The 26,851-nt window shown below is 69.8% G+C and carries 31 protein-coding genes and 1 pseudogene; 17 read left to right on the top strand and 15 right to left on the bottom strand.

The features are described 5' to 3' along the window. Positions 1-76 precede the first annotated feature (76 nt). Positions 77-808: an SOS response-associated peptidase gene (locus ESP70_RS10095; protein ID WP_149689142.1), complete on the bottom strand. Its 732-nt coding sequence runs from the start codon at positions 806-808 to the stop codon at positions 77-79. A 35-nt stretch (positions 809-843) separates the two neighbouring features. After that, entirely contained in the window at positions 844-1,497 is a 654-nt protein-coding gene (locus tag ESP70_RS10090; protein ID WP_149689141.1) for a hypothetical protein, read from the bottom strand. 124 nt (positions 1,498-1,621) lie between these two features. Here ESP70_RS10090 and ESP70_RS10085 point away from each other — a divergent pair, with 124 nt between their 5' ends. From ESP70_RS10085 to ykgO, 9 genes are all read left to right on the top strand, one after another. After that, the gene (locus ESP70_RS10085) at positions 1,622-3,187 is read left to right on the top strand and encodes a sigma-70 family RNA polymerase sigma factor (RefSeq protein ID WP_188110574.1); all 1,566 of its coding nucleotides are present in this window, start codon (positions 1,622-1,624) and stop codon (positions 3,185-3,187) included. Between the two features lie 41 nt (positions 3,188-3,228). Then, the gene (locus ESP70_RS10080) at positions 3,229-3,714 is read left to right on the top strand and encodes a DoxX family protein (RefSeq protein ID WP_149689139.1); all 486 of its coding nucleotides are present in this window, start codon (positions 3,229-3,231) and stop codon (positions 3,712-3,714) included. Positions 3,715-3,733: 19 nt separating this feature from the next. Continuing rightward, complete coding sequence (gene aroA, locus ESP70_RS10075) at positions 3,734-5,011, top strand: 3-phosphoshikimate 1-carboxyvinyltransferase (protein ID WP_149689138.1); 1,278 nt, start codon at positions 3,734-3,736, stop codon at positions 5,009-5,011. Continuing rightward, entirely contained in the window at positions 5,008-5,994 is a 987-nt protein-coding gene (gene rsgA, locus ESP70_RS10070) for a ribosome small subunit-dependent GTPase A (RefSeq protein ID WP_149689137.1), read from the top strand. The genes aroA and rsgA overlap by 4 nt, the downstream gene beginning before the upstream one ends. Before the next feature lie 49 nt (positions 5,995-6,043). After that, on the top strand, positions 6,044-6,949 hold the full coding sequence (locus ESP70_RS10065; protein WP_149689136.1) for an inositol monophosphatase family protein: 906 nt from the start codon (positions 6,044-6,046) through the stop codon (positions 6,947-6,949). Between the two features lie 76 nt (positions 6,950-7,025). Beyond that, positions 7,026-7,457, top strand: a complete 432-nt coding sequence (locus ESP70_RS10060) for a CBS domain-containing protein (protein WP_149689135.1) — start codon at positions 7,026-7,028, stop codon at positions 7,455-7,457. 155 nt (positions 7,458-7,612) lie between these two features. Further along, positions 7,613-8,227 (top strand): PadR family transcriptional regulator, encoded by a 615-nt coding sequence (locus tag ESP70_RS10055; protein WP_149689134.1) that lies wholly within the window; start codon positions 7,613-7,615, stop codon positions 8,225-8,227. Further along, positions 8,217-8,627 (top strand): alternative ribosome rescue aminoacyl-tRNA hydrolase ArfB, encoded by a 411-nt coding sequence (arfB, locus tag ESP70_RS10050; protein WP_056398462.1) that lies wholly within the window; start codon positions 8,217-8,219, stop codon positions 8,625-8,627. Before ESP70_RS10055 ends, arfB begins: the two co-directional genes overlap by 11 nt. Before the next feature lie 59 nt (positions 8,628-8,686). After that, positions 8,687-8,809: a type B 50S ribosomal protein L36 gene (gene ykgO, locus ESP70_RS10045; RefSeq protein ID WP_149689133.1), complete on the top strand. Its 123-nt coding sequence runs from the start codon at positions 8,687-8,689 to the stop codon at positions 8,807-8,809. A 49-nt stretch (positions 8,810-8,858) separates the two neighbouring features. Here ykgO and ESP70_RS10040 read toward each other — a convergent pair whose 3' ends face one another. Further along, positions 8,859-9,758 carry a GNAT family N-acetyltransferase gene (locus tag ESP70_RS10040; protein WP_149689132.1) on the bottom strand — a complete coding sequence of 300 codons (900 nt, stop codon included), beginning with the start codon at positions 9,756-9,758 and terminating at the stop codon, positions 8,859-8,861. 30 nt (positions 9,759-9,788) lie between these two features. Between ESP70_RS10040 and ESP70_RS10035 the strand changes: the two genes are divergently transcribed. Continuing rightward, positions 9,789-10,208: a hypothetical protein gene (locus ESP70_RS10035; protein WP_149689131.1), complete on the top strand. Its 420-nt coding sequence runs from the start codon at positions 9,789-9,791 to the stop codon at positions 10,206-10,208. Positions 10,209-10,230: 22 nt separating this feature from the next. Then, complete coding sequence (locus ESP70_RS10030) at positions 10,231-11,838, top strand: Na+/H+ antiporter (protein WP_188110573.1); 1,608 nt, start codon at positions 10,231-10,233, stop codon at positions 11,836-11,838. Between the two features lies 1 nt (position 11,839). On the opposite strand, the gene ESP70_RS10025 is transcribed toward ESP70_RS10030, so the two are convergent. Then, positions 11,840-12,166: a nuclear transport factor 2 family protein gene (locus ESP70_RS10025; RefSeq protein WP_149689129.1), complete on the bottom strand. Its 327-nt coding sequence runs from the start codon at positions 12,164-12,166 to the stop codon at positions 11,840-11,842. Positions 12,167-12,260: 94 nt separating this feature from the next. On the opposite strand from ESP70_RS10025, the gene ESP70_RS20095 reads away from it, so the two are divergent. Further along, a complete protein-coding gene (locus ESP70_RS20095; protein ID WP_188110572.1) occupies positions 12,261-12,431 on the top strand; it encodes a hypothetical protein in 171 nt (56 codons plus the stop codon). Here the strand turns inward: ESP70_RS20095 and ESP70_RS10020 are convergent. Together ESP70_RS10020 and ESP70_RS10015 are read right to left on the bottom strand one after the other, a co-directional pair. Further along, positions 12,428-12,766, bottom strand: a complete 339-nt coding sequence (locus tag ESP70_RS10020) for a UBP-type zinc finger domain-containing protein (protein WP_149689128.1) — start codon at positions 12,764-12,766, stop codon at positions 12,428-12,430. The genes ESP70_RS20095 and ESP70_RS10020 overlap by 4 nt on opposite strands. Before the next feature lie 19 nt (positions 12,767-12,785). After that, entirely contained in the window at positions 12,786-13,727 is a 942-nt protein-coding gene (locus ESP70_RS10015) for an endonuclease/exonuclease/phosphatase family protein (protein WP_149689127.1), read from the bottom strand. Positions 13,728-13,779: 52 nt separating this feature from the next. Here ESP70_RS10015 and ESP70_RS10010 point away from each other — a divergent pair, with 52 nt between their 5' ends. Both ESP70_RS10010 and ESP70_RS10005 read left to right on the top strand, forming a co-directional pair. Next, on the top strand, positions 13,780-14,469 hold the full coding sequence (locus ESP70_RS10010; protein WP_149689126.1) for a dihydrofolate reductase family protein: 690 nt from the start codon (positions 13,780-13,782) through the stop codon (positions 14,467-14,469). A gap of 30 nt (positions 14,470-14,499) precedes the next feature. Then, positions 14,500-15,006 carry a DoxX family protein gene (locus ESP70_RS10005; RefSeq protein WP_149689125.1) on the top strand — a complete coding sequence of 169 codons (507 nt, stop codon included), beginning with the start codon at positions 14,500-14,502 and terminating at the stop codon, positions 15,004-15,006. Between the two features lies 1 nt (position 15,007). On the opposite strand, the gene ESP70_RS10000 is transcribed toward ESP70_RS10005, so the two are convergent. The 3 genes from ESP70_RS10000 to ESP70_RS09990 are packed head-to-tail and all read right to left on the bottom strand — an operon-like array spanning position 15,008 to position 18,142. Continuing rightward, the gene (locus ESP70_RS10000; protein WP_149689124.1) at positions 15,008-16,684 is read right to left on the bottom strand and encodes an NAD(P)/FAD-dependent oxidoreductase; all 1,677 of its coding nucleotides are present in this window, start codon (positions 16,682-16,684) and stop codon (positions 15,008-15,010) included. A gap of 41 nt (positions 16,685-16,725) precedes the next feature. After that, positions 16,726-17,706 (bottom strand): zinc-binding alcohol dehydrogenase family protein, encoded by a 981-nt coding sequence (locus tag ESP70_RS09995; protein WP_223148686.1) that lies wholly within the window; start codon positions 17,704-17,706, stop codon positions 16,726-16,728. Next, a complete protein-coding gene (locus ESP70_RS09990) occupies positions 17,699-18,142 on the bottom strand; it encodes a MarR family winged helix-turn-helix transcriptional regulator (RefSeq protein ID WP_149689123.1) in 444 nt (147 codons plus the stop codon). The genes ESP70_RS09995 and ESP70_RS09990 overlap by 8 nt, the downstream gene beginning before the upstream one ends. 293 nt (positions 18,143-18,435) lie before the next feature. Here ESP70_RS09990 and ESP70_RS09985 point away from each other — a divergent pair, with 293 nt between their 5' ends. After that, a complete protein-coding gene (locus ESP70_RS09985; RefSeq protein WP_149689122.1) occupies positions 18,436-18,822 on the top strand; it encodes a hypothetical protein in 387 nt (128 codons plus the stop codon). Here ESP70_RS09985 and ESP70_RS09980 read toward each other — a convergent pair. The 3 genes and pseudogenes from ESP70_RS09980 to ESP70_RS09970 all read right to left on the bottom strand — a co-directional run bounded on the left by ESP70_RS09980 (position 18,819) and on the right by ESP70_RS09970 (position 20,572). After that, positions 18,819-19,549: pseudogene (locus ESP70_RS09980) on the bottom strand (phosphatase PAP2 family protein). The gene ESP70_RS09985 and the pseudogene ESP70_RS09980 overlap by 4 nt on opposite strands. A gap of 87 nt (positions 19,550-19,636) precedes the next feature. Beyond that, entirely contained in the window at positions 19,637-20,332 is a 696-nt protein-coding gene (locus ESP70_RS09975) for a GAF and ANTAR domain-containing protein (RefSeq protein ID WP_149689120.1), read from the bottom strand. Between the two features lie 21 nt (positions 20,333-20,353). Further along, on the bottom strand, positions 20,354-20,572 hold the full coding sequence (locus ESP70_RS09970; RefSeq protein ID WP_149689119.1) for a hypothetical protein: 219 nt from the start codon (positions 20,570-20,572) through the stop codon (positions 20,354-20,356). 279 nt (positions 20,573-20,851) lie between these two features. On the opposite strand from ESP70_RS09970, the gene ESP70_RS09965 reads away from it, so the two are divergent. Beyond that, positions 20,852-21,547, top strand: coding sequence for a GAF and ANTAR domain-containing protein (locus ESP70_RS09965; RefSeq protein WP_149689118.1), 696 nt, complete (start codon positions 20,852-20,854; stop codon positions 21,545-21,547). Positions 21,548-21,549: 2 nt separating this feature from the next. On the opposite strand, the gene ESP70_RS09960 is transcribed toward ESP70_RS09965, so the two are convergent. The 3 genes from ESP70_RS09960 to ESP70_RS09950 are packed head-to-tail and all read right to left on the bottom strand — an operon-like array spanning position 21,550 to position 25,562. Further along, entirely contained in the window at positions 21,550-22,491 is a 942-nt protein-coding gene (locus ESP70_RS09960) for a BadF/BadG/BcrA/BcrD ATPase family protein (RefSeq protein WP_149689117.1), read from the bottom strand. 4 nt (positions 22,492-22,495) lie between these two features. Beyond that, positions 22,496-23,383: an N-acetylmuramic acid 6-phosphate etherase gene (locus ESP70_RS09955; RefSeq protein ID WP_223148684.1), complete on the bottom strand. Its 888-nt coding sequence runs from the start codon at positions 23,381-23,383 to the stop codon at positions 22,496-22,498. Then, entirely contained in the window at positions 23,376-25,562 is a 2,187-nt protein-coding gene (locus ESP70_RS09950) for an alpha-N-acetylglucosaminidase (protein ID WP_149689115.1), read from the bottom strand. The genes ESP70_RS09955 and ESP70_RS09950 overlap by 8 nt, the downstream gene beginning before the upstream one ends. 117 nt (positions 25,563-25,679) lie before the next feature. On the opposite strand from ESP70_RS09950, the gene ESP70_RS09945 reads away from it, so the two are divergent. After that, the gene (locus tag ESP70_RS09945; protein WP_188110571.1) at positions 25,680-26,846 is read left to right on the top strand and encodes an ROK family transcriptional regulator; all 1,167 of its coding nucleotides are present in this window, start codon (positions 25,680-25,682) and stop codon (positions 26,844-26,846) included. The last annotated feature ends 5 nt before the right edge of the window (positions 26,847-26,851 follow it).

Genomic DNA, 26,851 nt, shown 5'->3' with positions numbered 1-26,851 from the left:
ATCGACCTCTCAAGCCCGTGATCTGCGTATGTCAGCATCGAACCTCCTGCGGTGTTCAACCGTGCGGAGGCACGCGCTATTCCGGCGGCAGCGGGACGATCAGGCCGGGTCCGTTGTTGGCGACGTTGTTGACCTCGGTCGACACCGGGAACGCGTCGAGCCGGCCCGGAGCCGCCGGGATCAACAGCTCGAGAAGCGCTGCCGGAGGCTTGGGCGCGGGGTCGAGCCAGGCGTCGAAGGCGGCGGGCTCGAGGAACAGCGGCATGCGGTCGTGGATGTGCCCCATGTCGTCCTCGGCGCTGGTGGTCAGGATCGTGTAGCTCGTGACCCACTCGTCGGTCGCCGGGTCCTTCCAGAACTCGTAGAGCCCGGCCATCGCCAGCACCGAGTGGTCCTTGGGGGTGATGTAGAACGGCTGCTTCTTGGGCTTGCGCTCGCCGTCGCGGGCCTCACCGGCGTACCACTCGTAGTAGCCGTCGGCGGGCACGAGACCGCGGCGCCGGGCGAACGCCTTCTTGAACGCGGGCTTCTCGGCTGCGGTCTCCGAGCGCGCGTTGATCATGCGGTTGCCGATCGACGGATCCTTGGCCCAACTCGGGATGAGCCCCCAGCGCGCCGTCATGAGCTCCCGCTGGGGCGGTGCGTCGGCCGCCAGCTCCTCGGGGCGCCGCCCGATGATCAGCGGCGCGAGCTTGGTCGGGGCCATATTGTAGTCGGCCTCGAGCTCGACGAACGAGTTGGCCAGGTCGACCTCGAACGCCTGGTTGAGCGAAGCCGAGGTCTGGGTCGTTGCATAGCGCCCGCACATACGTCCAGCGTAGGCGCTGGCACCGACACGGAGGACTACTCCGACAGGCCGGCCAGAACCCTGGCGACGCCCTCCACCGCAGGCGGCAGCTCCTCGACCCAGAGCCGGGGCTGCGCGTCCTCGCCGAGGGCACGCTCCAGCAGGATCCGCAGCATGCTCAGCGTCAGCACGTCCGCGCGTCCGCGACCCACCAACGCGGCGAAACGGCGAGGCGACACCCGGGCCACGGTCTCGTCGCCGGCGAACACAGCTCGCATGGCCTCGGCGACATCGAGTGCCCGGAGGGACTGCTCGAGCTCATGACCCGAGCTGGCGCGGGGCAGCTCGACGACCACGAGGACGGTTCGGTGAGCGACCAGGTGACCGTCACGCTCGGCGCCGCGATAGATCTCGGCGAGCCGAGAACGTACGTATGCCGTCGTCGCGAGCGACGTCAACGGGTCCTCGCAGGAGATGTCCGCGCGCAGGACCAGCGCTTCGTCGGCCCATGCCAGGACCGCTGCGCGCGTTGCCTCGAACGACGGCGGCTGTCCGGCAAATGCCCGCTCCACGTGGTCCATGACCTCGTGGAGCGGGACGCCGAGCCGCGCTGCACTCGCTCCCACCACGAGTGCAACGTCGGCGACATCCGGACGGCCGTCGCGTACCGCATCGGCGAGGAGCACATCATCCACTCCCGAGCTGAACATGAGGCACCCCCTTCTCCGTTCGGACACCCATGAGACGTACGAGGGGCACCACCATGACGCGGTTCGGGCGAGCAATTCGTGACCGCTCCACGGCTGCCTCGTTGTGCACGTGGGAGGGGACACCGTGTCGGACATCAGCACCACCAACGTCGAAGCCAGCGACGCCCGGCTCATCGCCGCCGTTCGCGACGGCGACACCGAGGCGTACGGCGAGCTGTTCGGCCGCCACCGTGATGCCGCGACCCGGCTCGCCGCCCAGCTGGTGCCCGGACCCGACGCCGACGACGTGGTGGCCGAGTCGTTCACCCGTGTGCTGGCGCTCCTGCAGGCCGGCAAGGGTCCCGACGAGTTCTTCCGCGCCTATCTGCTCACCGCGATCCGCCGGCTCCACGTCGACCGTGGCCGCCGCCAGAAGCGCGTGCGTACGACCGACGACGACGCCGAGCTCGACCGGGCCGTCGCGTTCGTGGATCCGGCCGAGATGCGGTTCGAGCAGGGTGCCGCTGCTGCGGCGTTCGCGGCCCTCCCCGAGCGCTGGCAGCTCGTGCTGTGGCACCTCGACGTCGAGGGTCAGAAGCCGGCCGACATCGCCCCGTTGCTCGGGATGAGCCCCAACAGCGTCTCGGCGCTCGCCTACCGCGCACGCGAGGGGCTGCGTCAGGCCTACCTCCAGAGCCACCTGGCTCCGAGCCTCCACGCCAGCTGCCGTACGACCACCGGGATGCTCGGCTCGTACGTCCGCAAGGGCCTGTCCGCCCGTGACTCGGCACGTGTCGAGGCTCACCTCGACGAGTGCAGCCGCTGCACCGGGCTCTACCTCGAGCTCGCCGAGATCAACTCCAACCTCTCGGGAATCCTCGCGCCGGCACTCCTCGGCAGCGTGGCCGCCGGCTATGTCACGGCGGGCGCCACGGCGGCCGGCGTCGGTGCGGTCGTCGAAGCGGCACTGGCGCCGGTCAAGGCGGCGGGCCACGCCGTCGCGGGCGCGGGCACGCAGGGCGTCGTAGCTGCAGCCGCGGTGATTGCGGTCGCCGCAGCCGGCACGGTCGCGGTGACGACCAACTTCGGCGGCAACCCCGAGAAGCCACCGGCTGCTTCGGCGCCCGTGGCCAGCAGGTCCACGCCGAAGCCCACCCCTGCACCCTCGCCGGACACGACCACGCCGCCGAAGCCGAAGCCGACCCCGACTGCGGTCACGACGACTCCCGTGGCCAGCGCGACACCCGCCGCAGCGTCACGGGTCGACCCCGATCCGCCCGCCGACGAGCGCAAGCCGGAGCCCACTCCGTCGGTCGAGCCGACCGTCCCGACGGACTACGCGGTCGCCTCGGTACGCGTGTCCAACACGCTCCTGCCGCTGCTGCAGCGGCAGATCACGGTGGGCATCGGTGCCAGCAACAGCGGTCGTGCCGCCGCCGAAGTCGTCACGGTCACGCTGGCGTTCCGGCGCACGGTGCACTTCGGCGGAGTCGTCAGCCCGGGGTGGGACTGCGGGCCGGCCGTGCCCAACCAGCGTCTGCGGACGCTGACCTGCAGCAGCACCCTGGCTGCGGGTCACGGAGGGACGTTCGCGGCCCGGTCCACGGACCTCATCCATTCCGGTGGCACGATCACCGTCTCGGCGCCAGGCGACCCCGTGCCCGGCAACAACACGGCGACGTTCCGTCCGGGGCTCTGGCCGCTGAGCTGACCCGGGCTTGCCTGTGCCGGGGGTTCGGGTATGAATGAGGCATGACCCTCCTGCGCACCGTTGCCCGCCCGATGCTCGCCTCGATGTTCATCTACGGCGGAGCCACCGCACTCAAGGCTCCCGGTCCGCGCGCAGCCAGGGCGCAACCGACGGCGGACCTCATCAAGAAGTTCGCGCCCGAGCTGCCGGTCGACGGCGCCAATCTCGTACGCGTCAACGCCGCCGCGCAGCTGCTCGGCGGGCTCGCGCTGGCGACCGGCCGGTTCCCCCGGCTCGCCGCCCTCGGTCTCGCCGCAACGATGCCGGCCACGACTGTCGCTGGTCATCCCTACTGGAACGAGACCGACCCCGGTGCCCGCGCCAACCAGCGCATCCACTTCCTCAAGAACGTCTCGATGGCCGGTGGCCTGCTGATGGCGACGCTCGACCCCGACCCGCACAAGAAGTTCATCGGCCGGCGCGCCAAGGACAAGGTCAACCAGGCCGCCGCCTCCGTGCACGACCAGCTCGACCACCTGCGCGGCTGACGCCGATAGGCTGGGGGCGATGACTGCCCCGCTGCCCTGGCTCGCGCCCTACCGCGACACGCCCTTCGACGGTGAGGTGCTGGTCCCCGGCTCGAAGTCACTGACCAACCGCGTCCTGATCCTCGCCGCGCTGGCGGACGGCCCCTCGGTGCTGACCCGCCCGCTGGGTTCGCGCGACACGACGCTGATGCTCGGCGCCCTGACGACGCTCGGCGCGACGATCGAGCGCGACGGCATCACCTGGACCATCACCCCCTCGGCGTGGGACCGCACGGACCCGTCCGCCATCGACTGCGGCCTGGCCGGCACCGTCATGCGCTTCGTCCCGGTCATCGCCGCGCTGGGCTCCGCCCCCGTGACGTTCGACGGCGACGAGCACGCCCGCGTACGCCCGATGGCCACGACGATCGCGACTCTGCGCGACCTCGGCGTCCAGGTCGACGACGAGGGCCGCGGCGCCCTGCCGTTCACGGTGCACGGCACCGGCTACGTCACCGGTGGTGCGCTCGAGGTCGACGCCTCGTCGTCGAGCCAGTTCGTCTCGGCGCTGCTGCTGGCCGGTGCCCGGTTCGACAAGGGCCTCGAGCTCCGGCACACCGGCGCGTCCCTGCCGTCGATGCCGCACATCGACATGACCGTCGCCGAGCTGCGCCGCCGCGGCGTACGCGTCGACACCGACGAGCCCAACCGCTGGCACGTCCACCCGGGCCCGATCAGCGCGCTCGACGTCGAGATCGAGCCCGACCTTTCCAACGCCGGCGTCTTCATCGGCGCCGCCCTCGTCACCGGCGGCCGGGTCCGCATCCGCAACTGGCCCGCCGACACCGACCAGGCCGGCGACGCGTGGCGCACGATCGTCCCGGCGTTCGGCGGCACCGTCGAGCAGGACGGCGCCGACCTCGTGTTCTCTGCCGGACCCGTCCTCAACGGCGTCGAGCTCGACCTGCACGACGTCGGCGAGCTGACGCCGGTCATCGCCGCCATCGCAGCGCTCGCCGAGCAACCGTCGACGCTCGTCGGCGTCGCGCACCTGCGCGGGCACGAGACCGACCGGCTCAAGGCGCTCGTGACCGAGATCAACCGCCTCGGCGGCGACGCCGAGGAGCTCGACGACGGTCTGCTCATCCGGCCCCGCCCCCTGCACGGCGAGACGTTCCGGACGTACGACGACCACCGCATGGCGCACGCCGGCGTCGTCCTCGGCCTGCGCACGCCGGACCTCTTCGTCGAGAACGTCGTGACGACCATCAAGACGTACCCCAACTTCGCCCCGGTCTGGGAACGCCTGATGACATGAGGGACGACGACGAGCACGCGCAGTTCGAGCGGCCGCGCCGGCACACCAAGCCGCGCACCAAGATCCGCCCGAACTACGACGACGCCGACACCGCCCGGGTCGTGACGATCGACCGCGGCCGCTACACCGTCACTCTCGACGATGACGGCAGGACCGTGACGGCGATGAAGTCGCGCAACCTCGGCCGCAAGGGCGTCGTCGTCGGCGATCAGGTCCGCGTCGTGGGAGACGTCAGCGGCGCCGACGGCTCGCTCGCCCGCATCGTCGAGGTCACCCCGCGCCGCACCGTCCTGCGCCGCACGGCGGACGACGACGACCCGATCGAGCGCATCATCGTCGCCAATGCCGACCAGCTCGTCATCGTCGCCGCGCTCGCCGATCCCCCGCCCCGCGCCGGCCTGATCGACCGCTGCCTCGTCGCTGCGTTCGACGCCGGCATGGAGCCCCTGGTGTGCCTCACCAAGTCCGACCTCGGCTCCCCCGACGAGATCGTCGCGATGTTCGAGCCGTTGGGCGTACGCGTCGTGGTCACGCGTCGCGACGGCGACCTCGACGACATCCGCGAGGCGCTCCGTGACCGGGTCAGCGTGCTCGTCGGGCACAGCGGCGTCGGCAAGTCGACGCTGGTGAACGCGTTGGTGCCCGACGCCAACCGGTCGGTCAGCTACGTCAACGCGGTGACCGGCCGGGGACGCCACACCTCGACCTCCGCGATCAGCCTCGAGCTGCCGTTCGGCGGCTGGATCATCGACACGCCCGGCATCCGATCCTTCGGCCTCGCCCACGTCGAGATCGACGACCTCATCAAGGCGTTCCCCGACCTCCAGGACGTCACGCGCGACTGCCCGCGGGGCTGCCTGCACTCGGCGACCGAGCCCGAGTGCGCCCTCGACCTCGCGGTGGCCGACGGGACGCTGGCACCGGAGCGCGTCGAGTCCTTCCGCCGCATCCTTGCCAGCATGAACCAGAAGGACGACTACTGAGGGAGTGCCGCAGAGGGATTTGCGGTGTGAAAGCCGTACTCTGAGGGCCATGGCTCACTCGTACAACGACGATCTGCGCCTCGCTCACGTGCTCGCCGACAACGCCGACAACCTCTCGATGGACCGCTTCGGCGCGATCGATCTCCAGGTCGACACCAAGCCGGACATGACATACGTGACCGAGTCCGACGAGGCCGTCGAAGCCGCCATCCGGCGCACCTTGAAGTCCGCCCGCACCCGCGACATCGTGCTGGGCGAGGAGCACGGCGAGGTCGAGGGCACGGCCGGTGCCGGTGGCCGCCGCTGGATCATCGACCCGATCGACGGCACCTCCAACTTCGTCCGCGGCGTGCCGGTCTGGGCGACGCTGATCGCACTCGAGGAGGACGGCGAGATCATCGCCGGCTGCGTGTCCGCACCAGCACTCGGTCGCCGCTGGTGGGCCAGCAAGGGCACCGGCGCCTATACCGGCAAGTCGCTCATGTCCTCCCGCGAGATCCGCGTCTCGCAGGTCTCCGACCTCGACAGCGCCTCGCTCTCGTACGCCTCGCTGGGTGGTTGGGACGCGATCGGCAAGGGCGACGCGTTCGCCGCGATGCTCCGGCGCTGCTGGCGCACCCGGGCCTATGGCGACTTCTGGTCCTACATGCTGCTCGCCGAGGGGGCCGTCGACATCGCCGCCGAGCCCGAGCTCAAGGTGTGGGACATGGCCGCACTCGACATCGTCGTCCGGGAGGCCGGTGGCAGGTTCACGAGCCTCGCAGGCCAGCCCGGGCCGTGGGGCGACAACGCGCTCGCGACCAACGGCCGGCTCCACGACGCGGCGATGGCCTACCTCGGGCACTTCCCCGACCAGGGCCCGCCCGACGAGTCGTGGACCGACGAGCCCGAACCGGAGCCCGACAACGTACGCAGTTTCGACTTCACCCGCGAGCACGTCGAGGATTCGCCCTGACCGCTGCGAAAGAATCTCGCCTTCCGGAGCGAACCGGGGCTACGCTGCGAGGAACGACCTGAGGAGTGTGTCCCGTATGCGCGTGAGCGATGTCCTGGCTTCCAAGGGAAGCGATGCCGTCTACACCATCACCCCCGACTCCACGGTCCAGCACCTGCTGGACGTGCTCGCCGAGCTCAACGTCGGCGCGCTGATCGTGAGTGACGACGGCAAGGCGATGTTGGGCATCGTGTCCGAGCGAGACATCGTGCGCAAGCTCCGCGCCGCCGAGAACGCACGCGACATGACGGTCTCGGACATCATGACGACCGACGTCCAGCTGTGCGGGCCCGATGACTCGTTCGGCGACCTGATGTCGACCATGACCGAGCACCGCGTGCGGCACATCCCGGTCATCGCCGACGACGTCATCGTCGGTGTCGTCAGCATCGGCGACGCAGTCAAGTACCGCATGGAGCAGCTCGAGTTCGAGCGCGACCAGCTCAACAACTACGTCGCCGGCGGCTGATCCTCGCCGCAGGGCACGCCCGGTCTCCCGTCGGAGGCCGGGCGTCTTCGCGTTCCGGCGAAGCCCACTTGCATTCGATCCGTTAGCGATATATCGTTTAGGTATCGACAACCGATCGGTGGTCGATCGAAAGCAAGAGAAAGTGGGACACCCCCATGCGAAGCAATGACTTCTCAGAACAGCGCCGCCCGGCAGATCGCCGCCGCGGCAGGAATCACCCCGAGCGCGACTTCGGTCGTGACTTCGGACCCGGCTTCGGCCGTGAGTTCGGCTTCGGCCCCGGCTTCGGCGGCCCCGGCCGCCCCCGTGGTCGCCGCCGTGGCGGACGGGGCGGCGACGTCCGCGCCGCAGCCCTCCTGCTCCTCAGCGAGCAGCCAAAGCACGGCTACCAGCTGATCCAGGAGATCGGTGAACGGTCGAACGGCAGCTGGACCCCCAGCCCCGGCTCGATCTACCCCGTGCTCCAGCAGCTCGAGGACGAAGGGCTCATCACGTTCGAGCGCGTCGAGGGCCGCAAGACCGCGACGCTGACGGACGAAGGCACCTCGTACGTCGAGGACAACCGTGAGCAGCTCGGCACGCCGTGGGAGGACGCCAAGGGCGATCCCGCCCACGACCTGCGCGACTTCGCGCACGGACTCAAGGGATTCATCAACGCCTGGAAGCAGGTCGCGCAGGCCGGCACGCCCGAGCAGCGCGAAAAGGCCCAGGCCGTGGTCGACGACGCCCGGAAGGCCATGTACCGCATACTTGCGGACGATGAGTCATAACGGACGCCTGTCCCTGCCCGAGAGCGAGATGACCTGGCGGTTCTCTCGCTCCTCGGGCGCCGGCGGCCAGCACGTCAACACGACCGACACCCGCGTCGAGCTGATCTGGTCGCTCACCGACACCACCGCGCTCTCCCCCGCCCAGAAGGAGCTCGCCGCCCAGCGGCTGAGCAACCGGCTGGTCGGCGGGACGATCACGGTGGTGTCGTCGCAATATCGCTCGCAGCATCGCAACCGCGAGGCCGCACGCGTACGTCTGGAGGACCTCGTGTCCCAGGCGATCGTGCCGCCCAAGCCACGCCGGGCCACCCGCCCGAGCCGGGCCTCCAAGGAGCGTCGGCTCGACGCCAAGAAGCGCCGCAGCTCGATCAAGCAGGGCCGCTCGGGATCGTGGGAATAGCCGCTACCTGACAATCGTTGTCAAGTATGCGTGATGCTCACGCCACGAAAGGATCAGACATGAAGGTCCGCAACTCGCTCAGGTCCCTCAAGGACCAGCCCGGCTCGCAGGTCGTCCGCCGCCGCGGCCGCACGTTCGTCATCAACAAGAACAACCCGCGCCTCAAGGCCCGTCAGGGCTAAGGCAGCACAGTGACCGGCGTCCTCCTCGGAGGGCGCCGGTCGCTGCATGTCAGAGGTCCAGGTGCCAGGTCTGGAACTCCGCGACCACGCGCATCCCCAGACGTTCGTAGAGACCCAGCGCGCCGGTGCGTCCAGAGGTCGACAGCTCGCCGACGGCACAGCCCCGTTCGCGACCGGCCTGGAACGCTTGCGCCAGCAGTTCCTGCGCGATGCCCTCTCCGCGACGATCGGCTCGGGTCGCGAGCTGCGGGATCCATGTCGTCCCGCCGCTGTCGTGCACGATCGCAGCGCCCACGACCTCACCACCGGCCTTCGCGACCCGGAAGTGCTCCGGATCAGCACCCTCGCGATCCAGCATCAGGACCCGCCAGTCGTCGTACGAGCGCCGGATGCGCCCATCCCACTCCCCGAACGCGTCCTCGATGACCGTGTGCACCGCGCGTGCGTCCGTCTCGTCGAACCGGCCGATCGTGACGTCCGGCGGCAGGTCGTGATGGACGAGCTCGATGCCGGGGTCCATCCGCAGGACCCAGTCGCGGTCCGTCGACGCGTAGCCGCGGCGAGTCAGCAATGCGGTGGCATCCTCGTCGGCGACGGCGGCCTCCTGCTCGCCGTACGCCAGACCCCGCGCCCGCGCCCGGTGCTCGACCCAGTCGGCCAGCGCCGTGCCGAGCCCCATGCCGTGGTGCGACGGCAGCACGTCGACGAGCAGGTGGTGACGGTCGTCGACCAACGCTCCGGCGATCAGGACGTCGCCCTCGAAGACGCCGATCGAGTCGACACCGAGGTCGATGCCCTGGGTCGTCCACATCCCCACGATGTCCGCCTGGTCGATGAACGTCTCCCCGACGAAATGTCGTTCGCCGACCTGGATGAGCTCCGTGGTGGCTGCGGCGTCGGACATCGTCAGGGGACGGGTCGTGAGACCTTCGGGAAACATGCCGTCCATTCAATCAATCCCGCGTCTACGCTGACCGGCATGACTGTTCGCGGGATCCGGATCATGCTCGTCGTCGCGATCGTGATCGACGTGGCGTACTGGACGATCTGGTTCACCCATCGCTCGTGGATCGAGAGCGACACCTCGCAGGCCTACGTCGAGTTCGAGAACGCCTTCCCACTCGCGGATGCCTGGCTCGGCCTGACGTGCGTCCTCGCGCTCGTGGCGCTGGGCCGCCGCTCCCCCACGGCGCTGCTGTGGCTCATCGCCGCCGGCTCGGCCGGCATGTACCTGTTCGGCATGGACGTCCTGTACGACCTGGAGAACGGCATCTACGCCCAAGGCGCCGGCGGAGTGATGGAGGCCGCGATCAACCTCATCACCCTGGCATTCTCCGTCATCGCCCTGCGGTGGGCGTGGACCCGCCGCGACGGCCTACTTTCCGGCGCAGCGGTCTGACCGATCTGGAACGATGGTGCCCGTGCTCGAGCCCCTCGTCGTGGTCCTGGTCGCGATCCTGGTCCTCGGCGCGCTGTGCCGCCGCTTCGGCCTCGTCGAGCCGCCGATCCTGCTGCTCGGCGGCCTCGCGATCGGCCTTGTCCCGCACATCAAGGACGTCGAGCTCGCGCCCGAGCTGATCCTCACGATCGTCCTGCCCGCCCTGCTCTACTGGGAGGCGCTCACGACGTCGTTGCGCGAGGTGCGGGCCAACCTGCGGGTCATCGTGCTGCTCGCCGTGGGGCTCGTGCTGTTCACGACCCCGGTCGTCGCGTGGGCGCTGCACGAGTTCAACGACACCGACTGGCCGACTGCCTTCATCATCGGCGCGGTGCTGGCCCCGACCGACGCCGCAGCGGTGGCAGCGATCGCCTACATGCTGCCCCGTCGCTTCATGACGATGCTGCGTGCGGAGAGCCTCATCAACGACGGGACTGCGCTGGTGCTGGTCGCGGCGGCGGTTGATGTCGCCGTCGGCGGTGAGCGGGTGCACTGGGGCAGCATCTGGCTCGACCTCGTGCTCTCGTACGCCGGCGGCATCGCGATCGGCGTCGCCGTGGCGGGGATCGTGATTCTCGTGCGCCGCTACCTCCACGACCCCATGCTGGGTACGGTGCTGAGCGTCGCGACCCCGTTCGTGGCGTTCCTGCCGGCGGAGGAGCTCCACGTGTCGGGCGTCCTGGCGGTCGTGGTCTGCGGCCTCACGGTGGCGCGCTACGCCCCGCGGCTCATCTCGGCCGAGAGCCGGTTGCGGACCTACTCGTTCTGGGGTCTCACGTCCTACCTGCTCAACGCCGCGCTCTTCGTGCTCGTCGGCATCGAGCTGCCGAGGGCCACCGAGGCGCTCGAGTCCCACACCCTGCGCGACGGCATCCTGGCAGTCGCAGTCGCGACGCTCGCGGTCGTCCTGAGCCGGGTCATCTGGTCCTACACCTCCACGATCCTGATCCGTACGATCGACCGGCGGCCGTCGCAACGCGCCCGTCGCGTCGACAACCGGCGCCGCGTACCGACGATGTGGGCCGGCGTACGTGGCGGCATCTCGCTCGCCGCCGCACTTGCCGTGCCACTGACGACCGACGCGGGTCAACCGTTCCTCGAGCGCGACTTCATCATCTTCGTGACCGGCGGGACGGTCCTGCTGACGCTCGTCGTCCAGGGCATGACGCTGCCCCGCGTCATCCGCTGGGCCCGCTACGATCCCGACGACGCGGCTGCGCGCGAGCACGACCTCGCCCGCCACGCGCTGATCGCCGTCTCGCTGGACCGCCTCAGCGAATCCTCGGCGGAGACGCCGCACCAGCAGAAGGTGATCGACAACATCCGCCACTCCCTCGAGAAGCAGCGTGCGACGGTCCCGGCTCCCGACGACGCGGGGCGCGCCGCCACGGTGAGAGACTTCCTCGACTTCGAGACCGACCTGCGGCTCGACCTGATCGGCGCTCAGCGCGACGCCCTCACCACGCTGCGCGACGAGCAGCAGATCGACGGCGCGATCTACCTGCGCCTCGAGTCCGTGCTCGACAGCGAGGAGCGGAGCCTGCGGCTCACCCGTGACGCCCGCGACGGCGGCCTGCGCGGCCCTGAGTGACTCAGCCCGCGATGACGACGCGGGAGATCAGGTCACCGTCCAGTGAGAAGGTCATCGACCCGCCACCGTTGTAGCCATCACCCGTGACCTGGATCGACACGACGTACGCTCCGCCCTGCTGCTCGAACCCGAGCACGTCGAGGTGACTCGAGACGCCCATGTTGTCGGTCTCGTTCCAGCCCGCAATCGCGTCCCTGCCGGCATACACATGGCCCCAGTCGTCGAGCACGGCGTCATCGGCGAACGCGGCGAGGAACCGCGCGCGATCGGCGGCGTTCGTCGCATCGAAGAAATCGGCGATCGCCGGCGGCAGGGCCTCGGTGGTCATGGCTGCTCCCTTCGTACGTCAGCAGGTTCATCGTGCCAGCGATTGAGCGCACCTGTCGCGGGTACGCCCTGTCCACGCGTCCCGAGGAGGAAGCATGAGCGTTGCCCCACCCGAACCCGCCCACGACCCGGCCGGTCCCGGCGAGGACGAGCCCAGCAAGCAGCCCGATCTGCCGGATCCGGCGTTCCCCGAGGTGCTGCCCGGCGGTGACCCGGGGCCGGGCGGTGCTCCTGAGCCCGAGCCGGAGACCGAGCCGACGGACTAGTTGAGCTGCGACCGCCAGTCGACCGGGACGGCACCCGCCGGGCCCGGCACGGGCTGATCGACGGGGTGGTGATGCGGCGGCGCGAGCTCCGGACCGTCGAGCGCCTCTTCGGTGCGGAAGTCCCAGAACCAGTCCTCGCCCGGCTCGTACGACTGCATGACCGGGTGTCCGGTCTCCTGGAAGTGCTTGGTGCCGTGCTGCATCGGCGAGGTGTCGCAGCAGCCGACGTGGCCGCACGCGGCGCAACGGCGCAGGTGCACCCACCACCCGCCGGCGGCAAGGCACTCGGCACAACCGTCGCCCGACGGCGGCTGCAGGACATTCACGGCTTCCATGTCCCCAGCCTATGACGACTCAGTCGAGGTGGAACTCGACCCACAGCGGGAAGTGGTCGGAGATGCGCCACGACAGCTCGTTCTTGGTCGACCCGGCGAACACGTGCGGGACGAAGTCGACCGAGCCGGCGCTGGCGTAGCTCAGCCCCGTGAGGATGTCGGCGAGCACGGGGCTGTCGGTGTCCCAGAACCACGCGATCTGGTCGTAGAAGTGCTTGGACTTGTCGTCGTCGAAGATCGTTCGCGGCACGGCGCTGAGGTCGCCGGGTGTGAACAGGCCCGTCGAGATGAACGCCTGGTAGAGCGGGTCGTCGAGCCGGTCGATGTTGAAGTCGCCGAGCACGAACAGGTTCTGGTTCCAGTCGTCCGTACGGTCGGCCCACGCCCGCATCCACTGCGCGAACGCCGACAGCTCCGGCACACGAGCAGCGGCGTTCTTGCCCCAGATGATGTGCACCGTCGTGAGGATGAACTCGACCCCGCGGGACGTGAAGCTCGCGGCGTACGGCGACCGGGCGAACTGCGTGGCGGGCCTGTCGACCGCGTCGGGCAGCACGATCTCGCCGACCAGTCCCGACGGCTGCACGCGTGCGGAGTCGTAGAGGAACGTCAGCCGCTCGCCGTTGCCGGCGTCGCCCTCCGTGACGTCGGACGTGATGAATCGCCACGACGGACCCAGTCGCTCCATCAGGAACCGCAGCGCCGTCGTGTTGCGCCGCACCTCCTGCACCGCGAAGACGTCGAAGTGCGCGACGATCTCGGCGATCAGCGCTACGGACCGCCAGTCGCGCTTGGGCGAGTCCTTGGGGCCCGCGTTCCACTTCTCCGTCAGGTCGCCGAACGCCCGCAGGTTCCAGCTGCCGATCAGCAGGTTCGCGCCGGTCCTGGCCGGCACTGTCGCGCGTACGGCCTTGCGCAGGCCGGCGATCTCCTTGGCGATGGCGGCAGGCACCGGGCTCATGACTCATGACAGCACACGCGACGAGCGTCTGTGGGGCGTTTAGGGTTCAGGCATGACCCTCGACGCCGACGAGCTCGAACGCCTCTACGCCTATCCGGCCGCCGACCGCCCGTGGATACGTACGAACTTCGTGACGACCCTCGACGGCGCCGCGACGGGGCAGGACGGCACGTCCGGCCCGCTCGGCGGCGAGGCCGACACGCAGGTCTTCGCGCTGCTCCGCTCGCTCGCCGACGTCATCGTGGTCGGCGCCGGCACCGCGCGCGACGAGGCCTACGCCGACTTCGACGTCGACACGGATCTGCGTGCACGGCTCGGCCTGTCTCCCGTCCCCACGATGGTGCTGGTGAGCCGCAGCCTCGGCATCCCTCCCGCCCTCGTCCGGCCCGGCATCGCGGTCGTCACGACCGCCGACGCGGACCCCGACGCAGTGGCGGCGCTGCGCGAGACCGTCGAGGTCATCCAGGCCGGTCACGGCGAGATCGACTGGACCGCTGCGCTCACCGAGTTCGCCGCCAGAGGCTGGAACCGTGTGCTGTGCGAAGGCGGTCCCAGCCTGCACGGCCGACTGGTCGAGCTCGACCTCGTCGACGAGCTGTGCCTGACGATCGCGCCGATCCTCGCGGCCGGCGACGCGCCACGGATCGCGCACGGCCATCACCTCGTGCACCACGCCATGACTCTCGGCCACGCCATCGAGGCCGATGGCGGCCTGCTGACCCGATGGGTCCGCCGCACGTAGGCTGTCCGTCGCACATACCCAAGGAGTCTGATGAACGAGCTCGACACCGCGTCCCTGATCCTCAGGCTCGCTCTCGGCGTCACGTTGATCGCGCACGGGTGGAACCACGGCTTCGGCCCCGGCGGCCTCAAGGGCACCGCCAGCTGGTTCGAGAGCATCGGGCTGCGGCCGGCCAAGGTGCACGCCGCCGTCAGCTCCTACCTCGAGCTCGCCGCAGGCGCCGCCCTGCTCGTCGGCTTCCTCGTGCCGTTCGCCGCCGCGGCGGGCGTCGGCATCATGACGGTCGCGTTCGTGACGGTGCACCGGCGCAACGGGTTCTTCATCTTCCGCGAAGGTGAGGGCTATGAGTACGTCATGACGATCGCGTTCGCGCTGACCGCCCTGGCCGTGCTCGGCGGTGGCCAGGCTTCGCTCGACCATGCCCTGGACCTCGACCTCGACGGTGTCGCGCTCGGGCTGGGCGCCGCGGCAGCCGGCATCCTCGGCGCCGCCGGGATGCTTGCGACGAGCTGGCGCCCGTCCCGTACGTCCGACTGACTCAGCTCACCGGTGCGGTCGGCGCGAGGTGCCCGTGCACCTGTGACACCGATGCCGCGCCTTCGCCACTCGCGGACGCCACGCGCTTCATCGAGCCGGACCTGACGTCGCCGGCTGCGAAGATGCCCGGGGCCGTCGTCTCCAGCGGTGCCGGTGGCCGGCCGTTGACCCAGCGGTCCATCGGGATCTCGCGGCCGGTGAGGACGAAGCCGCGCTCGTCCTGGGCGACCTCGGGCGGCAGCCAGCTGCAGCCGGGATCGGCACCCAGCAGCAGGAACAGCCCGTCCGCGGGCATCCGGTCGATCACGCCGTCCGAGGTCTCGAGGCAGATCCACTCCAGCCGGCCCTCACCGCCACCGTCGACGACGTGGGCGCCGGTGCGCAGCGAGATGCGCTTGTGCGTCGCGATCTCGTCGATGAGGTACGTCGACATCGTCTCCTCGAGGCTCCGACGGCGGACCACGATGGTGACGCTGTTGGCGAACCGGGCGAGGTGCAGCGCGGCCTGACCTGCGGAGTTGCCACCTCCGACGATGTAGACGTCGCGACCCTGCATGTCGCGAGCGACGCTCGTCGCTGCGCCGTAGTGCACGCCGCGACCCTCGAGCTCCTCGAGTGTGGGCACCCCGAGGCGGCGGTACGTGACGCCGCACGCCACCAGCACCGTACGAGCACGCAGCGTGCCGCCGTCGAAGTCGACCTCGTGGACGTCGCCGACGCGCAGGCCGGTGACCGCGCGCCCGGTGTAGAGCCGCGCACCGAAGCGGGTCGCCTGCACGCGCGCCCGGAGGGCCAGGCGCATGCCGGAGACGCCGCGGGGAAAGCCGAGGTAGTTGCGGATCATCGAGCTCGTGCCGGCCTGACCGCCGATCGCATCGGACTCCAGGACGACCGTGCTGAGTCCCTCCGACGCACCGTAGACCGCCGCCGCCAGGCCCGCAGGCCCGCCGCCGACGATCAACAGGTCGGCCACGAAGTCGTCGCCGAGGTTGGCCGGCGTGCCGTAGAACGCGGCCGCGACGGACCGCTCGGTCGCGGCGGTCACGGGATCTCGCCCGTACGCCTTGACGATCGGCAGGGTCGCATCACCGTCTATCGAGGCGATCAGCTCACGCCCCTCGTCGCTGTCGGGGTGGAAGCGCTCGTAGGCCGAACCCATGCGGTCGAAGAAGTCACGGATTGCCGGGATCGAGGGCTGAGTGCCGTCGTCCACGATCTGCACGCCGGCGACGACCGGCGTCGTCGCGGACCAGCTCCAGTCCGAGAGGTACTCCGAGATCGCGGTGTGGAACTCCTCGTCGCGGGCGCCTTGGGGAATGATCAGGTAGGTGTCGAGTCGGCCCTGCCCCAGGGCCGGGCGGAGCTCTTCGAGGGCCGCGGCGAACCTCGCCGCCGGCACGAGCGCCACGCGCCGGCTCGTCGGCGACGCGACGCGGAGCTTGTCGAGCAGCGGCAGCGCGCCCCCCTCGAGGGAGTGGTCGACCGCGACCAGCGCGACCTGCCGGCCTTCGGACATCAGGTAGCCCTTGAGCGCGTACGCGTCGGCTCCGCCCTGCACGACATGCAGGTCGTAGTCGCGGGCGTAGCGGCTGGCGAACTCGTCGCTCAGGATCGCCTGGTGCTCAGGGGTGGCGGCGACCACGAGGATCACCGGGTTGCCGGGTGCAGAGTCCGTCATGGCGCGAAACTACCCGACCGGCCGAGCTCCCCGCTCCCCGGTCAGACCGTGACGACGAGCTTGCCGCTGCCGTGACCGTGCTCGAGCGCTCGGTGCGCCTCGACGATCTCGTCGAAGGCGTACGCCCGGTCGAGCGGGACCACGACGTCGCCAGCGGCCGCAGCGTCGAGGTAGTCCTGCAGCACCGCCGCGGGCAGGTCACCGGCCTCGCCGCCATACGCCGTCAGGCGTACGCCTTGAGGGAGGTAGCCGATCGGGTAGAAGTCGCGGACGAGCCACTCGTTCGACAGCATTCCGGTGAAGCACACGACGCCGTGCACGCGGACGCTGCGAAGCGTGTCGGGCAGCGTGGGCGTGCCGACCAGCTCCAGCGCGGTGTCGACCCCTGAGGACGCGATGGCGCGCACCTGCGTGGCCACGTCGCCGTCGTCGATGATCACGTGATCGACGCCAATCCCGGTCAACGAGGCGGCGCGAGCGGGGTCGCGCGTCGTCGAGAACACCGTCATCCCGCGCTGCTTGGCCAGGATCGCGGTCGCCATTCCCACCGACGAGGTACCGCCACGGATCAGGATGCTGTGCCCGGCCTGCCCGTCGAGGCCGACAGTCAGCGACCCATGTGCCGTCTGGAGCATCTCGGGCACCGCGCCCAGCGTGGCCCAGTCGAGCTCGCTGTTGAACGGGATCACCTGGTCGGCCGGTACGCAGGTGTACTCCGCGTAGCCGCCGTCGAACTGGCGGCCCATGCCGCCCATCATCGTCACGACCTGTTGTCCCGGCACGAACTCGCCGCCGGGGCAGGCGGCCACGACACCGGTCGCCTCGATGCCGAGCACGCGCGGGAAGGTGACCCCTTCGGCCAGGCCCAGGCGAGTGTGCAGCTCGGAGCGGTTCAGGCCGAACGCCTTGATCCGGATCAGCACCCATCCGGGCTCGGGGGTCGGCACCGGCAGGTCGCGGATTTCGAGGGCTTCGGGCGAGCCGGGCGCGTCCAGCACGACCGCGCGCATCGTGTCAGTCATCGTCGTCGACCTTCACGGTGGCGGCGCGCAAGGTCGCGAGGATCGATGCCAGCCGGTCGAGCTCGGTCGCCGGGATCAACGAGCCCAGCCGCACACGGAGCTCGTCCTCGTACGTCGCGGTGGCCCTGTCCAGCAGGCGCCGGCCGCCCGGGGTGAGCTCGATGATCGAGGACCTGCGGTCGCCCGGGTTGGCCTTGCGGCGTACGTGGCCAGCAGCCTCGAGCCGGTCGACGAGCTTGCTGGTGCCGCCGACGGAGATGACCATGTCCTCGGCGATGTCGAAGACCCGGCAGCCCTCCCGATGGGCGATGATCTGCAGCGGCTCGAAGTGGCTCAGCTGCAGGCCGTGATCGGCGCGGAGCCTCGCATCGACCGCGTTCCACAGCCCGATCTGATAGCGGACGAGGTCGGTGAAGACCGTGTCAAGATCGGTCATGCCGCACCACACGCATTCCGTGTAAGTAACTTCCTTGGAATCATGTTGCTACGCTAACACATACATTCCATGGAATCTATGTGCGGAGGCACCTCATGGCTCGACCCCGACTCGCTCTCCTCGCGTTCGGCGCGGCACACCTCGACGTGTGCACGGCCTTGGCGCTCCAGGAGTCTCAGGTTGCAGACGATTCGGCCCAGGAGGAGGTCGACCGATAGGCTGTCTCGTGCGTCGCCGATGCCGCCTACGCACCCCTTCCGCCGTACGCCCGTATCCCCGCGAGGAGCACTCCCATGCGGACGAGCAAGACCCACAAGGTCGCCATGGCCGCCGTCGTCACCACGATCGCGACCGCGACAGTGCTGACGTTCACCCGCAGCGACACAGCAGCCGCCGACCGCATCGCCTCGGTGCCGCAGGCCGGCAACGATGCCCCGGTCGTCGCCCGCGACCCGGCGGCCACCTCCAAGCCAAAGCCGACGCCCAAGGCCACGCCGAGCCCTGACGCCACGACGCCCTCGTCGGACGCGACGGGCCCCGCCACGCAGGCACCCAAGCCAGTGGTCAAGCCCAAGCCGACCTCAACGACCACGTCGCCGCCTCCGACGACCCAGCCGACACCGTCGCCGTCCCCGACGCCTCGCAAGAAGAGCCTGCTCGAGATCCTGCTGGGCCTCTAGGTGCGTACGTCCGCGGAGCGCGGCGGCCGAAACACGAGCAGCGCGATCGCGAGGAGCATCACTCCGACGATCCCGTCGAGCCAGTAGTGGTTGCCGGTCACCACGACCACCAGCAGGATCATCACGGCATACAGCGCGCGAGCCAGCGCCACGGGGTGCGCAGGCACAGGATCGTCGTGAACGCGATGAGAGCGGCCCAGGCCACGTGCATCGACGGCATCGCGGCCAGCTGGTTGGTGAATCCCGTGCCCGGCTTCCCGGCGTACGTGCTCTGGCCGAACTCCAGCCCCGTGTCGACCATGCCGAAGCCGGGTTCGAGCCGCGGAGGTGAGAGCGGATAGGCGATGTGCCCCACCAGCGCCAGACCCGTCGTCAGCACGAGCACGTTGCGGAACCAGCGATAGACGTCGCGCCGCCGGACGTACAGGAGGGCGAGGGTGACGAACATCGCCGGGAAGTGGACGTAACGATAGATCCCGTTGATGACCTGGATCGCGGCGTCGGAGTGGAGCACCCAGCCCTGCAGCGTCGCCTCACTGGGCAGCCTCAGGGTGCGTTCCAGCGACCAGACGTCGTCGGCGTGCGCCCTCGCGACCTGCTCGGACCCCTCGAACAGGTGCCGGCACAGCAGATAGAGCAGCCACAGCCCCACGATGAGCGCGATCTGGCCCGCGGCGTCGGCCGCGCGCTTGCCGCGCCGCGTACCCGTCAGATCGACCGCCGACATGGATCCTCCTCAGCCCTCCGGTCAACGACGCCTCATGACGGCCGACCGTTCGGTCAGCGTGTCACAGGCGAGCAATGCCGGGCACGATCAGGTCCCGACGGGAGGGCGCACCGTCGCCTCGATCAGCCTTTCGGCGACCTCGAGGAGCGTGCTGTCGTCTCGTTGTGCCGCGCGGGCAAGCACCAGGAAGGCCTGGGACGGGACGAGCTCATACCGCTGCATGAGGATCCCCTGGGCCTGGCCGATCGTGGACGCACCCAGCAGGGCGCTGGCCTGACCCTCGGCGTCCTGCGCCGAGCTGAGAGCCACCGCGATGTGAGCCGCAAGGGCGAGCCCGGTCGTGCGATCCTCCGACTCGAACGCGTTGGGCCGGCTCGAATAGAGGTTCAGGGCGCCGAGGACGTCGTGCGAGACGAAGAGCTGGAAGCACAACATGCTCCTGACGCCGAGCTCGTCACTGGCCCGACGTGACCAGCGCGGCCACCGGCGCTCGACCGTCAGGTCACCACTCCACACCGTCTCCTGCTCGTGGATGGACTGCAGGCACGGACCTTCGCCCAGCTCGTACTGCAGCTCGTCGCCGCGACGGGCGACGTCGCCCGTGGCCGCGGGAGTCTCGATACGGGTCCGGCCGTAGACGAGTGACAGTCCCGCGTGCTCGGCATGGGGGACGATCTCCAACGCCCCGCTGACCGCCGACTCCAGGGTGTGCGTCAGGCCGGAGGCGGCACCCATCGCACGGACGGTCTCCGACAACATCTCCCACTCGTCCTCAGACCTCATGGGATTGCCTTGCCGAAGTTCTCACAGGGACACCGCTCCGTGCTTGCTCGTGAACGTGATCGCGGCGTGCCGATCAGCAGCCATCACGACCTGCTTGGCTTGGGTCTCGTCCGACGCAGAGTTCCAGTCGATGATGACGAAGGTCTCGCCGTCCCGCTGCGTCCCCACTGCGGTCAGGTCGCCACGCCTGAGGCGGCGCAGGGCCTCCAAGACCCGCTGCTGGGCCTTGTGATCCTCCACTCGGAAGACGCTCAGGACCCATGCATGAGCGAGGACGGAGTTCGGCTCGATGGGGAGGATGGGGTCTGACAACATCAGCGTTCCGCCTGAGGGGTGGAATGCCTGCGCGGCACCGGTATCGGTCGCCGTTTTTTCGACGTGCGCTGCGCCCCGGCCAGTGGTCGGGACCTCTTCAGACTACGCCCGAAATGACCCGGACGCGAGCGATCCTGGGTTCGTGGGATCCTAGGGCCACATCGATGAGGTCGACGTGCCGGCCACGAGCAGAATGAGCAGCGGATGGACGAAGCCGACTTCCTGTCACGGATAGCGCTCGAGCTCGACGCCGAGCTCACGATGTCATCGACGGCCGAGCTCATCGCCGAGTACGCCTGCCTCACCACGGCGGCGGACGAGTGCGGCATCCTCTACTCCCGCGCCGTGAACATCTGGTCGACCCCCGCCGCCACATCCGCGCGAGTGGCCGAGCTCCATCAGCTCCAGGTCAGCCTCGACGAGGGGCCCTGCCTCGATGCGATCCGCAGCGAGCCCGTCTACATCTGCACCGATGCCCGACACGACGACCGATGGCCGGCTTGGGGACCCGCGGCGGCCGAGCTCGGCATCAGCAGTGCGCTCAGCATCAGGCTCGAGTCCAAGAACCGGAACCTCGGCGCCCTCAACCTCTATGCAGAACCCACCGACGCGTTCGGACCCCAGGACGTCGCGATCGCCAAGAACTTCGCCCGCCATGCCTCGATCGCCCTCTCCACAGCCTTCACCGAGGAGGGCCTGACGCTCGCGATCGACGCACGCACCTTCATTGGCCAGGCCCAGGGCATCCTCATGGGCCGGTACGGCATCGGAGCCGAGCAGGCCTTCGAGTACCTACGGCGCAGATCCCAGCAGGAGAACATCAAGCTCACCGACATCGCTCACGAGGTGATCGATGACCAGGACAGCAAGCACCACGGTCAGGACCCGGAGCGGCCCTGAGCTCAGGCGAACTCGTGGACGTACGGCTCCGCGATGGCACCGGCGGGGATCCCCCGGGCGGCCAGCAACAACGCCCCGTCTGCAGCCTGGCCCTGCGGCGGCCGGATCTCCGCATCCGGCGATCGCTTGAGCACCTCGTCACGGAACGGCCCGAGCAGGAGCTCGCCGGCGTCGAACAGCCGCCCGCCCCAGGAGTACGTCTGAGGCAGGCCCCGGGCAGCCGCGAATGCCGATTCGGCGAGCAGCCGGCCGGCCTCGACCCAGATCGCGCGGGCAACCGGATCGTCCTCGTGTGCTGCATCGGCGACGAGCGGCGCCAACGTCGCCGCCGAATGGATCGGCGAAGGCGAGTTGTAGATCGCGGCGAGCGCTGCGGACACCCCGCCGAACTGGTGCTCGACCTTGCGGAGCAGCGCCTCCGAGCCGCCGTCGCGCCGATCGTGGAAGCGCAGGGCGGCGCGGATGCCCTGGGTGCCGATCCAGCCTCCTCCGCCCTCGTCGCCCAGCAGGTAGCCCCATCCGTCGGCGCGGTTCCACGTCGACCGGTGATCCGTGCCAAGCGCGATCGCACCGGTGCCGGCTGAGACGACGCACCCGGCCTCACCGCCGAGGGCACCGAGATGGGTCGTGACGGAGTCACTGGCGACGACCACGGAACTCGTCTTGACGTGAAGGCGCAGCTGATCGGCGAGCTCAGCCGGCCTCACCAGGCCGGGCATGCCGGTCAGGCCCACAGCGATCCGTTCGAAGGCGGGTCGTGCGCCGGACTCCACGACGCTGTTGATCAACTCACCGATCCGTCCGCAGAGGCGACTCGTGTCGATGGCTCCGGCGATGCGGGGCACCGGCCCGCGATCTCGCGCCTTGAGGCCCACGTCGTCGGTCCGGACCTGCACCCGGATGCCGCCGCCGCCGACGTCCACGCCGGCGATCCAGCTCGTCACGCGATCACCGCAGCATCCCGAGCGCTGCACGTACGCTCCCGCCACGGGCTAGCGCCTCCCGGCTCTCGGCGGGCGAGCGGCCCGACAGCAGATGCACGAGGGTCGTCGAGAGGTCCCCTTCGCAGCGGTCGAGCGCCTCGACGCAGACCTCGCGAGGCTGTGAGGTGGCCATCTCCAGGACCGACACAGCACGCTGCCTGAGCTTGTCGTTCGTCGCGACGAGGCACACCATGAGGTTGGAGTACGTACGGCCGGAACGGACCATGAGGGCCGTCGAGAACGCGTTGAGGACGACCTTCGTCGCGGTGCCGGCCTTGAGCCGGGTCGAACCGGTCAGCGCCTCCGCGCCGGTGTCCGGTGCGACGGTGACGTCGGCGACAGCGGCCAGGGACGCAGCGGGGTTGGCCGTGATCAGCACCGTCAACGCCCCGGCCTCGCGGGCGCGACGAAGCGCACCCCGAACGTACGACGTGGAGCCCGAGGCGGTGATCCCGATCGCGACGTCGGTCGCCATGACCGCGGCGGCATCGTCATGGCCGAGCTGCTCGGCGTCCTCGCGGTCGATCCGGGAGTCCATGAACGCCTCCCTCCCGCCCGGGAAGTGAGCCGTGAAGAACTCCTGCGGCGTGCCGAACGTCGGCGTCGCCTCGGTCGCATCGAGCACGGCCAGACGCCCCGATGCGCCCGCGCCGAAGTAGTGGATCCGCCCACCCGCACTCGTACGTTCATGGGCCCGGTCCACCGCCATGGCCAGGTCGTCCGCCACCCGCTGCGCGGCACGGACCGCCACGGCGTCCTCCCGCATCAAGGCCTCGATGACCTCACGGCTCGTACGCAGGTCGAGGTCGAGGGTTGACGCATTGCGCTCCTCGGTCGCGACAAGGTCAGCCACGACGCCCACCTCCCCCGGCGAGCCCAGCCAGCTCGTCGCCGTAGGCCTGGAGCAGACGAGTCGACTCGTCCAGCACGGAGCCAGCCTCGACCGGCGCCGGGCCCTCGGCAATGAACGTCTCCGCCAGCACTCGAAGATCCTCGGCGAGCACGGCCTCGGCGTCCGCAGGGTTCTCGAGCGCCTCAGGCAGCAGCTCACACCATCGCGCCCAGCGGCGCTGGTAGTACGTGACCAGGCCGCTCCAGAGCCGGGCGGCGTAGCCGTCGAGATGCTCGTCGTCAGCACTGTTCCACACCGTCAGGATCCGTCGCGCGTTGTCCCGCAGGACGGCTGCGGTCTCCGGCTCGCTGCCCCAGCGAAGCGCCGCCTGCTCCCACGAGTCGTACCTCGACTCGGGGCGGGTCGCCACCAGCAGTTCGAGGTCGTCGAACGCCGACAGGAACGACGCCACGGTCCCCGGGTCGGTCCGACCCGACGCGACGGCCTCGCCCAGCAGCCGGCTGAGCCGAGCATCGATGATGCGGACGAGCGCTGCTGTCCCGACCTGTGCGAGGTCCGCGCCCAGCGGCCCGTCCACCAGGTCTGGTCGCTCTCGAGCCACGTCGGCGAGCGTACGCCACGCGCGCAGCAGGATCTGGGGATCGAAGTAGAGCGCCGACCGGATGTCGTCGTGGATCGTCGCGTCGGGCCGGAGCAGCGACTCGAATGCAGGCTTGGCGACGACGATCGAGATGAAGAACTCGGGGAAGATCCGTTCACCACGACCGTCGAAGATCGTGGCGGCCAGGTCAGCCCAGGCTTCAACCAGGCGCGGCGACTCGACGCCGTAGCGCTCTCGGGCGTACCTACGAATCCCGTGGTCGAGCGGCTCGGCCGACCATGCGCGGTCGGCGACGAGCTCGAAGAAGACCGGGTTGTTGTGGATCGCCTCCATCGTGAGCCCGACGCCGACCGGCGGATGGTTCGACTCGAGCGCGGACGAGAACCCGTCGACCGCCGATCGGAGGTCGGCGACCGGCTCGCTGCGGCCGCCGAAGTTGAGCAGCCCGTTCCACAGCCACCGCCGGCCGAAGAACCCCTCGAGGCGCTCCCACTGCGGGCGCGCCTCGGCCCACAGGTCGAGCACCAGCAGCCGGTCTGCCGGGATCGCGTCGAGGAACGTGTGCACGCGCTCGGCGGTCCAGTAGTCACCCTGGTACGCGAACGGCCACGACTGCAGGACCCACACGGCCTCCGGATCGGCGTCGGCCAACCCCTGCACGACGGCCGCCGCGACGGCCGCGGGGTAGTCCGCCGAGGCATCGGTGTCCTCGGGGACCATCTCGATGAACGGGTCACTGGCATACAGGTGGTCCGTGCCGAACAGCTCCTGCTGAGCCGCGACGACCTCGGACGTCACACGGACGAAGAGCGGATCTTCCGGAGCGACGACCGTCGTCTCGTGCCCCTGCCACAGCCGGGTCTTCGCTCCGTCGGGCGCGATCTCACGCGGGATGTGCCCGGTGAACGCGGGCAGCACCGGGGTCATTCCGAGCGCGCGTTGACGGTCGATGACGCGCTGCCCCAGCTCGAGGTGCTCGTCGATCCAGTCCTCGGGCAATGGTCCGGCGAACGAGTCGAGGTTGCCCATGTAGACCCATGGCAGGTAGGCCGGCCCGCCCAGGAACCGGCGGACGTCGTCCTCCGGCATGCCGAGACGGCCGTACGCGAGTCGCAGCGTCGCCTCGTGCCCGACGAGAGCCAGGGGCATCGTGACGCCGTGGAGCGCCATCCAGTCGATCTCCCGCTCCCACTCCGGCCAGCCCCAGAACGCTGTCGAGTAGCCGAACGTGCAGAAGTTCAGGTAGTAGAGGTCCGGCACGATCGCCGATCCGGCCACCACGTCCGAGACGCCGAGCTCCGAGATCCGCAGCGGCAGCGCGGTGTCCCACATCACCGCGACGCCGCAGTGCCTCCGGAGGAACTGGTGGATCGCGACGCATGCGGCGCCGGCGTCGGTCGCGCGTACGGTCAGCCGGTCCGACCGGCTCTGCGCCTCGTACGACCGGTCGGTCCGTGCCGTGAGCACCTCGACATCGAGCCCACACGTGCCGCCCGTGACGCGGGCCCAGAGCGCTTCGACCTCAGTGACCCAAGGCGCTGGGGCCGGTGCGCCGTCGGTCTCGGGTGAAGTCGGCATCTCGGTTCCTTAATTAGTTCCGTACGGTCCGTAAGTATGTTAGCGTACTCGAAATTCAGCGGAATGACGGAAGGTGCGGCCCACATGGAGCCAGCGGTGGCAGTCGGTACGAAGTTCATGCAAGAAGTGAACTCGGCCGCGATCCTCGCCCAGCTGCGAGCTGCGGGACGCATCAGCGTCTCCTCGCTCGCCCAGCGGACCGGGCTCTCCCGGCAGGCCGTCACCCGGTCGCTCACGGTGCTCGAGAGCGCGGGATACGCCGAGATCACCGGACCCGACCGCGAGGCCAACACGTCCGGCCGACCGCCCCAAATGGTCCGGTTCTGCGCCGAGGCCGGTTATGCCGTGGGCATCGATGTGAACCCTCACGGCATACGCGTGATCGTCGCCGACCTCGCCGGTGAGACGGTGGGCGACACTCGCACCGTCCTCACGCGTGGATCCGGTACGTCCATCGGAGCGGCGGTGCGCGACCAGGTCGCCGACACCCTCGCCGACATGGCGGTCACGCCCGACAAGGTCTGGCACGTCTCGGTCGCCACCCCCGGCATCGTCGACCCGGTCACCGGGGTCGTCACGTTGATCCCGAGCATGCCCGAGGCCGCCGGCAACGCGCTCGTCAGCGAGCTTCGCGAGCTCGTCTCGTGCCCGATCTATCTCGACAACGACGTCAAGCTCGCGACCAAGGGCGAGCGCTGGCGTGGCGAGCCTCGTAAGGAGGACGCGCTCGTGTTCATCGACTGGGGCGAGCGGATCGGCGCCGGCATCGTGCTCCACGGCGAGCTCTATCGCGGTGCCTCGAACGACGCCGGCGACATCGGCTACCTCGACCTCGTCGTCGATCCGGCCCATGGGACGGACGCCGACAGCGAGCTGGGACCGTTCGAGCGGTGGACCGGGACCGGCGAGCTCCTGGCGATCGCCGCCGCCAACCGCGACGGCGAAGGCCCCGTGACGCTGACCGAGCTCAACGACGCTGCGCAGCGCGGCGAGGACTGGGCCCTCTCGGCCGTACGCACCGTGACCGCGCGATTCGCCAAGGGCGTCGCAGCGCTCCGTGCACTGCTCGACCCCGAGGTCGTCGTCATCGGAGGGGACATGGCCGCGCTCGGGTCGGTCATGCTCGACGCCCTCGAGGAGGCACTCAGCAACGGGCCACTCCGGCCGCCCCGTCTCGAGATCTCGAGGCTCGGCTCGGAGGCCATCGCCCAGGGCGCCATCCGCCACTCGCTCACCGCCATCGAGCGGGAGCGCTTCGAGTCCCCGTCAGTCCGAAGGGAGTAGCCGCA

The sequence above is a fragment of the Aeromicrobium ginsengisoli genome (assembly GCF_004134905.2).
Lineage (GTDB): Bacteria > Actinomycetota > Actinomycetes > Propionibacteriales > Nocardioidaceae > Aeromicrobium > Aeromicrobium ginsengisoli.
The sequence above is the reverse complement of the archived record's forward strand: the minus strand, read 5'-3'. Positions and strand labels throughout refer to the sequence as shown.

Bases quoted from the DNA above. Each gene is read 5' to 3' on its own strand.
- ESP70_RS10090 (WP_149689141.1), bottom strand. From the start codon at position 1,497: ATGTTCAGCTCGGGAGTGGATGATGTGCTCCTCGCCGATGCGGTACGC.
- aroA (WP_149689138.1), top strand. From the start codon at position 3,734: ATGACTGCCCCGCTGCCCTGGCTCGCGCCCTACCGCGACACGCCCTTC.
- ykgO (WP_149689133.1), top strand. From the start codon at position 8,687: ATGAAGGTCCGCAACTCGCTCAGGTCCCTCAAGGACCAGCCCGGCTCG.
- ESP70_RS10000 (WP_149689124.1), bottom strand. From the start codon at position 16,684: ATGACGGACTCTGCACCCGGCAACCCGGTGATCCTCGTGGTCGCCGCC.
- ESP70_RS10060 (WP_149689135.1), top strand. From the start codon at position 7,026: ATGCGCGTGAGCGATGTCCTGGCTTCCAAGGGAAGCGATGCCGTCTAC.
- arfB (WP_056398462.1), top strand. From the start codon at position 8,217: ATGAGTCATAACGGACGCCTGTCCCTGCCCGAGAGCGAGATGACCTGG.
- ESP70_RS09945 (WP_188110571.1), top strand. From the start codon at position 25,680: ATGCAAGAAGTGAACTCGGCCGCGATCCTCGCCCAGCTGCGAGCTGCG.
- ESP70_RS09950 (WP_149689115.1), bottom strand. From the start codon at position 25,562: ATGCCGACTTCACCCGAGACCGACGGCGCACCGGCCCCAGCGCCTTGG.
- ESP70_RS10095 (WP_149689142.1), bottom strand. From the start codon at position 808: ATGTGCGGGCGCTATGCAACGACCCAGACCTCGGCTTCGCTCAACCAG.
- ESP70_RS10080 (WP_149689139.1), top strand. From the start codon at position 3,229: ATGACCCTCCTGCGCACCGTTGCCCGCCCGATGCTCGCCTCGATGTTC.
- rsgA (WP_149689137.1), top strand. From the start codon at position 5,008: ATGAGGGACGACGACGAGCACGCGCAGTTCGAGCGGCCGCGCCGGCAC.
- ESP70_RS09990 (WP_149689123.1), bottom strand. From the start codon at position 18,142: ATGACCGATCTTGACACGGTCTTCACCGACCTCGTCCGCTATCAGATC.
- ESP70_RS10065 (WP_149689136.1), top strand. From the start codon at position 6,044: ATGGCTCACTCGTACAACGACGATCTGCGCCTCGCTCACGTGCTCGCC.
- ESP70_RS09985 (WP_149689122.1), top strand. From the start codon at position 18,436: ATGCGGACGAGCAAGACCCACAAGGTCGCCATGGCCGCCGTCGTCACC.
- ESP70_RS20095 (WP_188110572.1), top strand. From the start codon at position 12,261: ATGAGCGTTGCCCCACCCGAACCCGCCCACGACCCGGCCGGTCCCGGC.
- ESP70_RS10055 (WP_149689134.1), top strand. From the start codon at position 7,613: ATGCGAAGCAATGACTTCTCAGAACAGCGCCGCCCGGCAGATCGCCGC.
- ESP70_RS10035 (WP_149689131.1), top strand. From the start codon at position 9,789: ATGACTGTTCGCGGGATCCGGATCATGCTCGTCGTCGCGATCGTGATC.
- ESP70_RS09995 (WP_223148686.1), bottom strand. From the start codon at position 17,706: ATGACTGACACGATGCGCGCGGTCGTGCTGGACGCGCCCGGCTCGCCC.
- ESP70_RS10025 (WP_149689129.1), bottom strand. From the start codon at position 12,166: ATGACCACCGAGGCCCTGCCGCCGGCGATCGCCGATTTCTTCGATGCG.
- ESP70_RS10010 (WP_149689126.1), top strand. From the start codon at position 13,780: ATGACCCTCGACGCCGACGAGCTCGAACGCCTCTACGCCTATCCGGCC.
- ESP70_RS09965 (WP_149689118.1), top strand. From the start codon at position 20,852: ATGGACGAAGCCGACTTCCTGTCACGGATAGCGCTCGAGCTCGACGCC.
- ESP70_RS10020 (WP_149689128.1), bottom strand. From the start codon at position 12,766: ATGGAAGCCGTGAATGTCCTGCAGCCGCCGTCGGGCGACGGTTGTGCC.
- ESP70_RS09975 (WP_149689120.1), bottom strand. From the start codon at position 20,332: ATGAGGTCTGAGGACGAGTGGGAGATGTTGTCGGAGACCGTCCGTGCG.
- ESP70_RS10005 (WP_149689125.1), top strand. From the start codon at position 14,500: ATGAACGAGCTCGACACCGCGTCCCTGATCCTCAGGCTCGCTCTCGGC.
- ESP70_RS10015 (WP_149689127.1), bottom strand. From the start codon at position 13,727: ATGAGCCCGGTGCCTGCCGCCATCGCCAAGGAGATCGCCGGCCTGCGC.
- ESP70_RS10040 (WP_149689132.1), bottom strand. From the start codon at position 9,758: ATGGACGGCATGTTTCCCGAAGGTCTCACGACCCGTCCCCTGACGATG.